The 11,678-nt window shown below is 67.1% G+C and carries 13 protein-coding genes and 2 pseudogenes; 10 read left to right on the top strand and 5 right to left on the bottom strand.

Annotated features, from left to right (window positions below; translation table 11 throughout):
• Positions 1-20: 20 nt before the first annotated feature.
• Positions 21-758, bottom strand: coding sequence for an STAS domain-containing protein (locus CWS39_RS12745; RefSeq protein WP_102143388.1), 738 nt, complete (start codon positions 756-758; stop codon positions 21-23).
• A gap of 13 nt (positions 759-771) precedes the next feature.
• Positions 772-1,794: a chemotaxis protein CheB gene (locus tag CWS39_RS12740; protein WP_102143292.1), complete on the bottom strand. Its 1,023-nt coding sequence runs from the start codon at positions 1,792-1,794 to the stop codon at positions 772-774.
• A gap of 159 nt (positions 1,795-1,953) precedes the next feature.
• On the opposite strand from CWS39_RS12740, the gene CWS39_RS12735 reads away from it, so the two are divergent.
• Complete coding sequence (locus tag CWS39_RS12735; RefSeq protein ID WP_102143291.1) at positions 1,954-2,724, top strand: response regulator transcription factor; 771 nt, start codon at positions 1,954-1,956, stop codon at positions 2,722-2,724.
• A 2-nt stretch (positions 2,725-2,726) separates the two neighbouring features.
• A complete protein-coding gene (locus CWS39_RS12730; protein ID WP_102143387.1) occupies positions 2,727-4,256 on the top strand; it encodes a sensor histidine kinase in 1,530 nt (509 codons plus the stop codon).
• Here CWS39_RS12730 and CWS39_RS12725 read toward each other — a convergent pair.
• Positions 4,240-5,106, bottom strand: a complete 867-nt coding sequence (locus CWS39_RS12725) for a TIGR03619 family F420-dependent LLM class oxidoreductase (protein WP_102143290.1) — start codon at positions 5,104-5,106, stop codon at positions 4,240-4,242. The genes CWS39_RS12730 and CWS39_RS12725 overlap by 17 nt on opposite strands.
• A gap of 48 nt (positions 5,107-5,154) precedes the next feature.
• Between CWS39_RS12725 and CWS39_RS12720 the strand changes: the two genes are divergently transcribed.
• The gene (locus CWS39_RS12720) at positions 5,155-5,445 is read left to right on the top strand and encodes a DUF4235 domain-containing protein (protein WP_199178099.1); all 291 of its coding nucleotides are present in this window, start codon (positions 5,155-5,157) and stop codon (positions 5,443-5,445) included.
• An 18-nt stretch (positions 5,446-5,463) separates the two neighbouring features.
• Entirely contained in the window at positions 5,464-6,672 is a 1,209-nt protein-coding gene (locus CWS39_RS12715; protein WP_102143288.1) for an MFS transporter, read from the top strand.
• Here the strand turns inward: CWS39_RS12715 and CWS39_RS12710 are convergent.
• Positions 6,603-7,355 (bottom strand): DUF4873 domain-containing protein, encoded by a 753-nt coding sequence (locus CWS39_RS12710; RefSeq protein ID WP_142386842.1) that lies wholly within the window; start codon positions 7,353-7,355, stop codon positions 6,603-6,605. The genes CWS39_RS12715 and CWS39_RS12710 overlap by 70 nt on opposite strands.
• Before the next feature lie 2 nt (positions 7,356-7,357).
• Positions 7,358-8,257: pseudogene (locus CWS39_RS12705) on the bottom strand (AurF N-oxygenase family protein); the annotation flags it as partial.
• Positions 8,258-8,394: 137 nt separating this feature from the next.
• Between CWS39_RS12705 and cobF the strand changes: the two are divergent.
• The 6 genes and pseudogenes from cobF to CWS39_RS29535 all read left to right on the top strand — a co-directional run bounded on the left by cobF (position 8,395) and on the right by CWS39_RS29535 (position 11,634).
• The gene (gene cobF, locus CWS39_RS12700) at positions 8,395-9,144 is read left to right on the top strand and encodes a precorrin-6A synthase (deacetylating) (RefSeq protein WP_199178098.1); all 750 of its coding nucleotides are present in this window, start codon (positions 8,395-8,397) and stop codon (positions 9,142-9,144) included.
• Positions 9,145-9,221: 77 nt separating this feature from the next.
• Positions 9,222-9,599 (top strand): phage holin family protein, encoded by a 378-nt coding sequence (locus CWS39_RS12695; protein WP_102143386.1) that lies wholly within the window; start codon positions 9,222-9,224, stop codon positions 9,597-9,599.
• A 13-nt stretch (positions 9,600-9,612) separates the two neighbouring features.
• Positions 9,613-9,855 (top strand): annotated as a pseudogene (locus tag CWS39_RS29545) (DNA-formamidopyrimidine glycosylase family protein); the annotation flags it as partial.
• A gap of 153 nt (positions 9,856-10,008) precedes the next feature.
• On the top strand, positions 10,009-10,476 hold the full coding sequence (locus tag CWS39_RS29540; RefSeq protein ID WP_233213497.1) for a zinc finger domain-containing protein: 468 nt from the start codon (positions 10,009-10,011) through the stop codon (positions 10,474-10,476).
• 9 nt (positions 10,477-10,485) lie between these two features.
• A complete protein-coding gene (locus tag CWS39_RS12685; RefSeq protein WP_102143283.1) occupies positions 10,486-11,235 on the top strand; it encodes an SDR family oxidoreductase in 750 nt (249 codons plus the stop codon).
• Between the two features lie 36 nt (positions 11,236-11,271).
• Positions 11,272-11,634, top strand: coding sequence for a hypothetical protein (locus CWS39_RS29535; RefSeq protein WP_102143282.1), 363 nt, complete (start codon positions 11,272-11,274; stop codon positions 11,632-11,634).
• Positions 11,635-11,678: the final 44 nt, after the last annotated feature.

The raw sequence follows: 11,678 nt of genomic DNA, 5'->3' as shown, positions 1-11,678 counted from the left end.
TGGACTGAACATACTCCCGGCTACGGCCGGTTCTCGGGTCCGATGACGGCCCACACCGTTTTGCCCGCCGGGGTGGGGGCGTTGCCCCAGTTGCGGCACAGCGCGGTCACCATCCGCAAGCCCGTCGGCGTTTCATGCGACGAGCGGGGTTCGCGCACACCGGCCGGGCTGGGGTTGCCGTCGGCGACAGCGATGGTCACCGTGTCGCCGGCGGCTTCCACGCGCACGTTGGGCGAGCTGTCGGTGTGCCGCAGCACGTTTTCGACGAAGGCGGTCACGATCACTTTCGCGATCGGGATGAAATCGTCCTGGCCCCATGCCGAGAGCCATTCCGTGACCAGTTCGCGTGAGCGTCGCAAGCTGGCGATGCTGGCCGGAAGCTCGGCGCGCGCTCTGCGGCGATACGGCGGCGGGCCGGCGTGTCGCAACACACCGAGCGCCTCGTCGACCGTCGATAAGACCGGTACATAGCGGGCGACACCGTTGTGGACGATCGTCCGGCGCGCAGCAGCATCATTGCACACCAAGAAGATTGGGATCTCCGGCCACCGCCCGACGTGCCAGGCGGCGCTGGTGAACACTGCCCACGCCGACTGCGCCGGGACGCCGAGCTCGTTGACGTCGACGACGACCGCGATGGGCTCGTCGAGTGCGGCCTTGATGATCCGGTCCCGCAGGAACAAATAGGTGGTGCTGTCGAGAACTCCGCGCACGGCGAGCACGCAGACGTCTCCGACCGCCTCCGCGGAGACGGTCAAGGAACTGGCATGGTCAGTCGGCACCGCGTTCACCCGCGACGGACGCCGCTTCCGATAATCGTCTGCTCAGAACGGACATCGCGTGTTCCGCCTCGTTCGCCAGCTCGGTGTAGCGCTGCGACAGCATGCCGGGGCTGACGTTGCTCGCCAGCTTCCTCGACAGCTTGGCCTTCTCCTGCAGGCTGCGCAGCGCCACCCACAGGGCGCCCTCGATCTCGTCGTCGCGCGCCTTGAGCAACGCGTCGGCCGTCCAGGCGTGGCCGACCCGGCAGCGATAGTTCTTCTCGCTCACCATGATCAGTGATCCGTTGCAGTCGGGACAGGTGTAGCCGGAGTGCGGGCCGAGCGCCTCCGAGTCGAACGACGTCGAGAACCGTCGGCCCATCGCGATGCGGTTCTCCAGTTCCATACTGTCGTCGGGTTGCATGTGTTTGTCCATGTCCTGCTCCTCGAGCTCTCGGTCCGCCAGCTGCGCGAGCAGGTTGCCGACGTCGGCCGCCGCAACGCGGTGGTCGACGACACCGGCCTGGATGGCATTGGTGGGCATGGCGGCGAATACCGCCTCGTCGGGATGTTGGGCGATGGTGATGCCGCCCCGTGAGCGGATCGCGGCCATGCCCAGGACACCGTCATCGAGCACACCCGACAGCAGCACCCCGATCGACCGCGGCCCGAAATGCAATGCGACGGAACGGAACAGCGCATTGATCGCCGGGCGGTGACCGTTCTCCGTCGGGCCCTCCGACAACAGCACCTGATGATCCGCGACGAGCAGATGGTGGTTGGGCACCGCGACGTAGATGACGCCGGCCTCCAGTGGGGCGCCGTCCTTGGCGGGCATCGCGGGCAGCGGTCCGCTGCGATCGATGATGCGGGCCAGCACACTCGGCGCGTTGGCGGGCAGGTGCAGGGCGACCAGCAGTGCATTGGGCAGATCGGCGGGCAGCCCGGCGGCCATCTCGCCGAGGGCTTCGACGCCTCCGGCAGAGGCGCCCACCGCCACGATGCCCTTCGGCATCCCATCGATTCCAGCCATCGCGAATTGGTTACCCGCGCCCTGGGCAGATAACCCTTTCCGAGGACGACGCTACGCCGTGGAATCGGCGCCGGTATCCGAAGCCATTTGTGGCGGCCCCGTATATGAATTTTCTATGAGTAACCTCGCGGCCGGTCAGGCGATCGGGACAATGGCCTAATGACCACTGTGCCGGTCAGCGACCAGGTGGCGCCCCGTCGCGCCATCCTTGGCCAGCTGCCGCGTATGTACCGGGCCGACGGGTCGCCCATCCGGGTGTTGCTTGTCGACGACGAACCCTCGCTCACCAATCTTGTCCGGATGGCTCTGGAGTACGAAGGCTGGGTGATCGACGTCGCACACGACGCCGCCGAGGCCGTCGACAAATACCAGGCCGACAAACCCGACATCCTGGTTCTCGACATCATGCTGCCCGATATGGACGGCCTGGGTGTGCTGCAGCAGATCCGCGAGTCAGACACCTACACCCCCACGCTGTTCCTCACCGCACGGGACTCGGTGGTGGACCGCGTCACAGGGCTGACCGCCGGCGGCGACGACTACATGACCAAGCCGTTCTCGCTCGAGGAGCTTGTCGCCAGGCTGCGCGGGCTGCTGCGCCGGTCGGCGTATCTCACTCCTGCGGAGGATGAGACGCTCACCGTCGGCGACCTCGAACTCGACGGCGCCAGCCATGAGGTGACCCGCGCGGGCGTTCCGGTCGCGCTGACGTCTACCGAGTTCGAACTGCTGCGGTTCCTGATGCGCAACCCGCGACGTGCCTTGAGCCGCCAGGAGATTCTGCGCCGGGTGTGGAACTACGACTTCGGTGGACGCTCCAGCATCGTCGACCTGTACGTGTCGTACCTGCGCAAGAAGATCGACGCCGGCCATGAGCCGATGATCCACACCGTGCGTGGCGTCGGCTACATGCTGCGGCCGGCAGAGTGATCATGCGGCGATGGCGTACATGGACGCTGACCCGCCAGCTGGTGGTGGGCGTATCCGCCGTGGTGATCGCTGTGCTGGTGGCGGTGGGCGTGATGTCGGTGGTGACGCTGCGCCATTCGCTGTCCGGCGTGATCGACACGCAATTGACCGCATCGGCTGACGGATTCAGCTACAGCGTCACCAAGTTCCGCATCACGCCGACCGACACCGGCGACAAACCGCCGCCCGGCGCGATGAAGCCGTTGACCCAGGTGGTGGGACAGGCGCCGGGGAACGTCATCGCGCTGATCCAGAACCGCGAGGTGGTCGACTCCGCGTTGTTCAGCGACGGGGAGGCCAGCCCGGCGCCCGAGGCTGTCGCCGCGAAAATTTCCTCCCTCGCCGAGGGTGCCGGCGGAAAACGCGAGGTCGACCTGCCGGGGCTCGGCGAGTACCTGATGGAGAGCCGACCGGGCGACGGCGACGAGCTGATGGTGACGGCGGTATCGCTCGAGCCCGCAGTGCAAGCCGTCATGCAGGAGACGGCGATCGTCGCCGCCATGACCGCGCTCGCCGTTCTCGTCACCGCGCTCGGCACGGTCGCATTTGTCAGATTCGCGCTTCGTCCGCTCAGCCGGGTCGCCGCGACAGCGGCAGAAGTGGCGACGCTGCCACTGGACCGCGACCACCACGCGATCACGCCGCGGGTGCCGGACGGCGACACCGATCCGCGCACCGAGGTCGGGCTTGTCGGCGACACACTGAACCGGCTGCTGGCACATGTCGAGCGCGCGCTGGCCGAGGTCGCGGCATCGGATCGGCGGATGCGCCAGTTCATCACCGACGCGAGCCACGAACTGCGCACGCCGCTGGCGGCCATCCTCGGATACTCCGAGTTGACCCGCCAGGACAGCTCAGTGCTGCCCGAAACCACCGAATACTCGCTAGCCCGAATCGAATCCGAATCGCGCCGGATGAATTCACTGGTCTCCGACCTGCTGTTGCTGGCACGGCTGGACGAGGGCGAAGACCTCAACACCGCAGAGGTGGAACTCACCGACATCGTCATCGACGCGGTCAACGACGCCAAGGTGTCCGCGCCCACCCATCGGTGGCTGACCGAGGTCCCCGACGGTGCGGTGTGGGTCCGCGGCGACCGGGCCCGGCTGCACCAGCTGCTGGCCAACCTGCTGTCGAATGCGCGGGTGCACACTCCACCGGGCACCACCGTGACAACGGCCATCTTCACCCGGGGAGGCGACAACGGCAGCGCCTACACCGAACTCACCGTCACCGACAACGGGCCGGGCATCCCCCGCGAGGTGCTGCCGCATCTGTTCGAGAGGTTCGTCCGCGCCGACAAGTCACGATCACGTCAGGCCGGCAACTTCGGGTTGGGCTTGTCGATCGTCGCGTCGATTGTCGAGGCGCATGGCGGCACGATCGCCGCCGAATCCGTTGCGGGACTTACGATTTTCAAGGTGCGCCTGCCCACGGTCCGCGTCGAACCCGCGACCATACGGGCAGCCGGCGTCGTCACAGGTTGGCGATGACCTTCTCGGCGAACCTTTCGAGGTGACGGATCTTGTCGTCCAGCGGTTCGGTGTCCGGGCCGATGATGTAGGGCACCCGGAAACCGACGATGACGTCGGTGACGCCTTTGTCCTCGAGGCGTTTGATGCCGTCGAGGGTGTACGCGTCCATCGAGATGACGTGGATCTCGAACGGATCGGTGCGGCCGGTCTCCTCGCGCAACTGCTTGACGCGGGCGATGAGGCGGTCGAGTTCTTCCCCGTCGCCGCCGCCGTGCATCCAGCCGTCGCATCGCGCGGCGCGCCGCAGGGCGGCCTCGGCGTGGCCGCCGACGAGGATCGGGATCGGTTTCGTCGGCGCCGGCGTCATTTTCGTTTTCGGGATGTCGTAGAACTCGCCGTGGAATTCGAAGTACTCGCCAGTGGTGAGGCCCTTGATGATCTCGATGCACTCGTCCATCCGCTTGCCTCGTTTCGCGAACGGCACGCCCATCAACTCGTAGTCCTCGGGCCACGGACTGGTGCCCACGCCGAGGCCGAGCCGGTTGTCGAACAGCGCGGCCAGCGAGCCGGCCTGCTTGGCCACCAGCGCCGGCGGCCGGATCGGCAGCTTGAGCACGAAGAAGTTGAACCGCAATGTGGTGGTGACCGCGCACAGCGCCGAGGCCAACACAAACGACTCGATCATCGGCTTGCCGTCGAGGAACTCACGACTGCCGTCGGGGGTGTAGGGGTACTTCGCGTCCGACTCGTACGGGTAGGCGACGCTGTCGGCGATCGTCATGGCGTGGTAGCCGGCCGCTTCGGCGGCTTTGGCGAGGGGGATGTAGTACGTCGGGTCGGTCATGGACTCGGCGTAAGTGAATCGCATGGGTCGAATACTAGGTTTACCGAACGCGCCACCGGGAACCTGATGGCTGTGAGCGCGGTTTCGAAAGCCTTGTACCTGCCCCTGCAGATCGCCACCAGCGTCGGCGGTGGACTGTTGGCGGGCAAAGTCTTCACCGAGGTGTGGCAGCGCGTCAGCCCCACCGACCGCGAACCACCCGACCCCAAGGACCTCGACCGTTCCGCCCGCGAGGCGATCACCGCCGCCGCGCTGCAGGGTCTGCTGTTCGGATTGGTGCGCGCCGCCGTCGACCGGGCCGGCGCGCACGGCTATCGCGCGGTCAAGGGGGAGAGCCGGAGTAGCGCGCGCTCGCCGGCATGAACCCGACATGATGACCGGGTGCGCAGCTGGCTGACTCGCAATGTGCGGGTGCTCTCGGCGGTCTCCTTCCTGCAGGACACCGCCAGCGAACTGCTCTACCCGCTGCTGCCGATCTATTTGACGACGGTGCTCGGCGCTCCCGCCGCAGTGGTGGGCGCCGTCGAAGGCGCCGCCGAGGGCGCGGCGTCGTTGACCAAACTCGCGGCCGGGCCGTTGGGCGACCGGTTTGCCCGTCGCCCGCTGATCGCCTCCGGCTACGGCATGGCCGCCCTCGGCAAGGTGATGGTGGCGGCGGCCACCGCATGGCCGGGCGTGTTGGCCGGTCGTGTGGTCGACCGGCTGGGCAAGGGCATTCGGGGCGCGCCGCGCGACGCGCTCTTGGTGGCCGACGTCGACGAGGCCGCCCGCGGGCGGGTGTTCGGCTTCCACCGCGCGATGGACACGCTCGGAGCGGTCGTCGGGCCCCTGTTGGGCCTGGCCGGTTACGAGCTGCTTGACCATCAGATCGCGCCGCTGCTGTGGGTGGCGGTGGTCCCGGCGGTGCTCAGTGTGGCGCTGGTGTTCCTGGTGCGCGAGCGACGCGTCGTGCCGCGGGGCGCGCGACGGGCGGTCTTCGCGCGGGTGCGTGACCTGCCGGGCGGCTATTGGCGGGTGACGGCGTTGGTCGTCGGCTTCGGCCTGGTGAACTTCCCCGACGCGCTGTTGTTGTTGCGGCTCAACGAGATCGGCTTCTCCGTCGCCGAGGTGATCCTGGCCTATGTCGGATACAACGCGGTGTACGCGCTGTCCAGCTACCCGGCGGGGTTGGCGGCCGATCGGTTTGGTCGGTCGGCGGTGTTCGGCGTCGGGTTGGTGTTCTTCGCGATCGGCTACGCCGGGTTGGGGTTGACGACGGACGCGCTGACGGCCTGGCTTTTGATCGGGGCCTACGGGTTGTTCACCGGCTGCACGGATGGCGTTGGCAAGGCGTGGATTTCGTCGCTAGTCGGCGCCGATCTACAGGGCAGTGCGCAGGGTGTGTTCCAGGGGCTCAGCGGGTTCGCGATCTTGGCGGCCGGCCTGTGGGCCGGGTTCATGTGGGGTGACGACGGCAGCCTGCCGCTGCTGATCTCCGGCGTTGCCGGTGCGGTGTTGGCGATCGTGGTGCTCGGCTGGCGCTATCGCGTGGGCACAGCGACGTCGTCGTCAAGCGCAAAGGGTGGTGCGCCGACGCCGGCAACCGAGTAGGTGCCCCACGGTGTCCGCTCGGTGATCCGGCCCTCCGCGGTGCCGTCGATGGTCAGTTGGACCGGCTGCGACTGCTTGAGTACGTCTTCGGGCAGCATCTCGAAAACCGTTCCCCGCCAGTGGTATCGGCCGTCGATGGGATCGAGGTATCCGGTCAGTCGGACACGCACCGAGTGCTCGTCGTCGCCGATGCGGACGCTGGCCGGCCCGTCGTACACCTCGTTCTCGACGGCGACGGGCGAGCTCAGGTCGAACGCCGAGCGCGCGAGCTTTTCCATCCGCCGCCAGAAGGCCGGCGTCTCGCGTTCGCGGCCGCCGCGGTCGTGGAAGGTCCGCTGGGTGCTGTAGCGCACCTCGATGCGGGTACTTTCCCTGCGACGCATGAGTTTCAGGCACTCGATGATGTAGTGCAGACGAGCGTCGGCCAGGGCGTCGTCGCCGGTGAGCATGAAGTAGTTGGGCACGCCGTGCACGGCGACGCCGAGGTAGGGCGTCAGGTTATCGCGGCCGGTTACGGGCTGATCGGAGATGACGACGCGGGCGTCGTCGCCGGTGCTCAGCGCCCAGGTGTGCGTGTCGTCGTCGAAGCCCTCTGCGGCGTCGGCCACGACGATGGCGAATCCGGCATCACGCAAAGCCTTTTCGGCGCGCGGCACCCCGATGACGGCGACGTCGTAGGTCATTGCGGCAAGAAGCCGGTGCGCCGCCACAGCCGTCGCGCGATCGGACCCATCAGGCCCACCTCCTCGAGGAAGGCGGCCAGCGGCGCGAAACCGGCCACCTGCACTTCGCGGCGGTGCGGGCTGTTACGCGCGATGCGGCGCGCCTCACGCGGGTTCAGCCCGGCGCGGGCGTAGGGCACCTTGTTGGTGAACAGGTAGCGGAAGAACAACCCACCGGCGCCGTTGAGGTTGGAGACCCAGATCCTGTTGAGCCGCCGCATATGTGGCACTCGCTTGCGCAGCCCGTCGCGGGCGAACTGGATGTGGCGGGCTTCCTCGGTGACGTGAATACGCATGAGTCGCTGCACCATTGGCTGCAGCTCGGGATCGTCCATCATCTGGCGCTGGATGGAGTCGAAGATCTCCTCACCGATGAGGGCGGCCACCCAGATCACCGAACCCCAAAAGCCCAGCGGCAGAAGGTTGATGATGAGCCGCTGATACAGCCGCGGCCGCACCGGCTTGGCGCCGACGTACTCGATCGCCTTGCCGAACATGATCATGTGGCGGGTCTCGTCGCCCAGTTCCGTCAGCTCGTAGTGGGTGGCCCGCGCGGTCGGATCCTGGTGCATCATCTTGCGCAGCAGGGCCTGGTTGAGGATGTTCTCGAACCAGATACCGGCCGACAGCGTGTTCACGAACTCCTGGCGGGACAGCTCGATCTGCTGTTCGCGAGACATCTTGTCCCACAGTTCGGTGCCGTACAGCGAGACCGCTTTCGGCGGCAGGAAGAACTTGTCGGGGTCCAGCGGCGCGTCCCAGTCGATGTCGACGATCGGCGCGTAGGACTTCTTGACCGAGCCTTTCAGCAGCCGCTCGGAGAATTCCGCGTGCGTGGTGCCCGTCGTAGCCGAAGCAGTCATCCTTGACGTTCCCTCCGTTGCCGCTGTGCTCTTGAAGGTAAGTAGCCCTACGTGAAGAGTCAATACTCAGGGTACCGCATACCTGGGGTATGGCTTGTGATCCACGTCACGGGGGATGGCGGCGCATACTCACCTGCGTGACCCGACGCATCCACGTCATCGGCATCGGCGCCGGCGACCCCGATTACGTGACCGCCGAAGCGGTCCGGGCGCTCAACCACACCCAGGTGTTCTTCGCGATGGACAAGGGTGGCCTCAAGGACGATCTGGACGATCTGGTGGCCCTGCGCCGGCTGATCTGCGAGCGGTTCATCGACGGGTCTGACTATCGCTTCGTCGAACTGCCCGACCCGCCGCGCGCCAAGGACGGCGACTACCGCCAGGCCGTCGCGGATTGGCATGCCGCGCGGGCGCGGGTGTGGGCCGACGCCATCGCCACGGAACTTGACGACGACGGCGTCGGCGCCTTCCTCGCGTGGGGCGACCCGTCGCTCTACGACAGCACGCTGCGCATCCTCGACGCCGTCGCCGCGCACGTCGACTTCGACTACGACGTCATCCCCGGTGTCACCGCCATCCAGGCGCTGACCGCGCGCCATCGCATCCCGCTCAACGACGTCGGCGAACCGGTGCTCATCACGACCGGTCGGCAACTGCGCGAACACGGGCTGTCCGGCACCGCGGTGGTGATGCTCGACGGGGAGTGCTCGTTTCTCGGTTGCCCGCCGCAGACGCGGATCTGGTGGGGCGCATATCTCGGCACGCCCGACGAGCTGCTGGCGGCGGGCAGCGTCGGCGAGGTCGGCGAGAAGATCGCCGAGATGCGCGCCGAGGCCCGCGCCCGGCACGGCTGGATCATGGACACCTACCTGTTGAGATTGCGCTGACGGTCGCTCTCCGGCCGAATTCGCAACCCTGTACGCAATCTCGATGAATGACTGCGCGCCATGGCAACATCAGCCGCATGGCCTTTCTGCTGCGCGCCGCGTTGACCGGACTCGCTCTGTGGATCGTCACCCTCGTGGTGGACGGCATCCGCTTCGTCGGCGGGGAGGAGACGTGGCAGAAGATCGGCATCATCTTCGTCGTCGCGGTGATCTTCGGGCTCGTCAACGCGATCATCAAGCCGATCGTGCAGATCATCTCGATTCCGCTGTATGTCCTCACCCTCGGCTTGATCCACATCGTCATCAACGCGTTGATGCTCTGGATCACGTCGTGGATCACCGAGCACACCACACACTGGGGCCTCTACATCGACGACTTCTGGTGGACGGCGATCTGGGCCGCGATCGTGCTGTCGATTGTGAGCTGGGCGCTGTCGCTGGTGGTGCGGGCTTAGGCAGACTGGGTTCATGCCCGAGCTGCCCGAGGTCGAAGCCCTGGCCGACCACCTGCGTCGGCACGCGGTCGGTCTGCCGATCGGTCGCGTCGACGTCGCCGCGTTGTCGGTGCTGAAGACGTTCGACCCGCCGATCTCGGCCCTGCACGGTCAGACCGTCACCGGTGCCGCGCGGTGGGGTAAGTACCTCGGGTTGCAGGCCGGCGAGCTGTCGGTGATAACCCATCTGTCGCGGGCGGGCTGGCTGCGCTGGTCGGACAAGCTGTCCGCGGCCCCGCTCAAACCGGGCAAGGGCCCGATCGCGTTGCGAGTTCATCTCGGAACACCCGGTGACGCACCGGGTTTCGACCTCACCGAGGCGGGCACGCAGAAGCGGCTGGCGGTGTGGCTCGTCGACGATCCTGTCAAGGTGCCGGGCATCGCGGCGCTGGGTCCCGACGCGCTGTCGCTCGGACCGGAGGAGCTGGCGGCCGCGCTCAAGGGCCAGACCGGACGCATCAAGACCGTCATCACCGACCAGAAGGTCATCGCCGGCATCGGCAACGCCTACAGCGACGAAATCCTGCATGTGGCAAAGCTTTCGCCGTTCGCCACCGCCGGCAAGCTGACCGACGCGCAGCTGGCGGCGCTGCACGACGCGATGATCTCGGTGCTGACCGACGCGGTGACCCGCTCCGTGGGCCAGCAGGCCGCCACGCTCAAAGGCGAAAAGCGTTCCGGCTTAAGGGTTCACGCTCGCACCGGACTGCCGTGCCCGGTGTGTGGGGACACCGTGCGCGAGGTGTCGTTCGCCGACAAGTCGTTCCAGTACTGCCCGACGTGCCAGACCGGTGGCAAAGTGCTGGCCGACCGTCGGCTGTCGCGGCTGCTCAAATAAGCTCCACGTGTGACTCGGCAGAAAATCCTCATCACCGGTGCAAGCTCCGGCCTGGGCGCCGGCATGGCCCGCGCCTTCGCCGCCAAGGGCCGCGACCTGGCATTGTGCGCCCGTCGCGTCGACCGGCTCGACGAACTCAAGGCCGAACTCCTCGAGCGCCATCCCGGCATCAAGGTTGCCGTCGCAGCGCTCGACGTCGACGACCACGAGCAGGTGCCCAAGGTCTTCGCCGAGCTGGCCGACGAGCTGGGCGGCATCGACCGCGTCATCGTCAACGCCGGCATCGGCAAGGGCTATCACCTTGGTGGAGGCAAACTTTGGGCCAACAAAGCCACCATCAACACCAATCTGGTGTCGGCGCTCGTGCAGATCGAGACCGCGCTGGAGATGTTCAAGAAGGCGGGTTCGGGGCATCTGGTGCTGATCTCGTCCGTGCTCGGCAACAAGGGTGTGCCCGGCGTCAAGGCGGCCTACGCCGCGAGCAAGGCGGGGGTCTCGTCGCTGGGTGAATCGCTGCGCGCCGAATACGCGAAGGGCCCGATCCGGGTCACGGTGATCGAGCCGGGCTACATCGAATCGGAGATGACGGCCAAGTCGGCCACGACCATGCTGATGGTGGACAACGAGACCGGCGTGAAGGCGATTGTCGACGCAATCGAGCGCGAGAAGGGGCGCGCGGTGGTGCCGCGGTGGCCGTGGGCGCCGTTGGTGCAGGTGATGCGGGTAATGCCGCCGCGGATGACCAAACGCTTCGCCTGAGTTTAGGCGTCCGGCGATCGTGGGTAGCCGAACTACATGATCGTGAAACTGACGAAGACGATGCCCATGTTGTTCACGGGCGCCGCGGCAGCTGCGATCGCCGTTGCACCCATTTCCATCGCTGATCCGCCACCGCCGCCCTGCGTGAACGCCGACGGCACACCGTGCGCGGACGTCGGGACGGTTGGCCCCGGCGGTGCGACTGTCGACATTCCCGGTGGTCCAGAGGGTGCGGTCGGCCCTGGCGGCGCGACTGTTGACATTCCTGGCGGGCCCGAAGCCGCAGTCGGGCCGGGCGGTGCCACGGGCGCGGTCCCAGGCGGTCCGGGCGGTACGGCCGGGCCTGAGGGTGCCACCGGCTGCATTCCGAATGTCGGCTGTGCCACCGTCGCTCCCTAACGGGTGATTTCGGCGCGCGCAGTCGCGGTGAGCGGGCTGTATCG

It is taken from the genome of Mycobacterium hubeiense, assembly GCF_002838065.1.
Taxonomy (GTDB): domain Bacteria; phylum Actinomycetota; class Actinomycetes; order Mycobacteriales; family Mycobacteriaceae; genus Mycobacterium; species Mycobacterium hubeiense.
This window is presented reverse-complemented; position numbering and strand designations above follow the sequence as displayed.

Bases quoted from the DNA above. Each gene is read 5' to 3' on its own strand.
- CWS39_RS12740 (WP_102143292.1), bottom strand. From the start codon at position 1,794: ATGGCTGGAATCGATGGGATGCCGAAGGGCATCGTGGCGGTGGGCGCC.
- CWS39_RS12735 (WP_102143291.1), top strand. From the start codon at position 1,954: ATGACCACTGTGCCGGTCAGCGACCAGGTGGCGCCCCGTCGCGCCATC.
- CWS39_RS12730 (WP_102143387.1), top strand. From the start codon at position 2,727: ATGCGGCGATGGCGTACATGGACGCTGACCCGCCAGCTGGTGGTGGGC.
- CWS39_RS12725 (WP_102143290.1), bottom strand. From the start codon at position 5,106: ATGCGATTCACTTACGCCGAGTCCATGACCGACCCGACGTACTACATC.
- CWS39_RS12710 (WP_142386842.1), bottom strand. From the start codon at position 7,355: ATGACCTACGACGTCGCCGTCATCGGGGTGCCGCGCGCCGAAAAGGCT.
- CWS39_RS12695 (WP_102143386.1), top strand. From the start codon at position 9,222: ATGGCCTTTCTGCTGCGCGCCGCGTTGACCGGACTCGCTCTGTGGATC.
- CWS39_RS29535 (WP_102143282.1), top strand. From the start codon at position 11,272: ATGATCGTGAAACTGACGAAGACGATGCCCATGTTGTTCACGGGCGCC.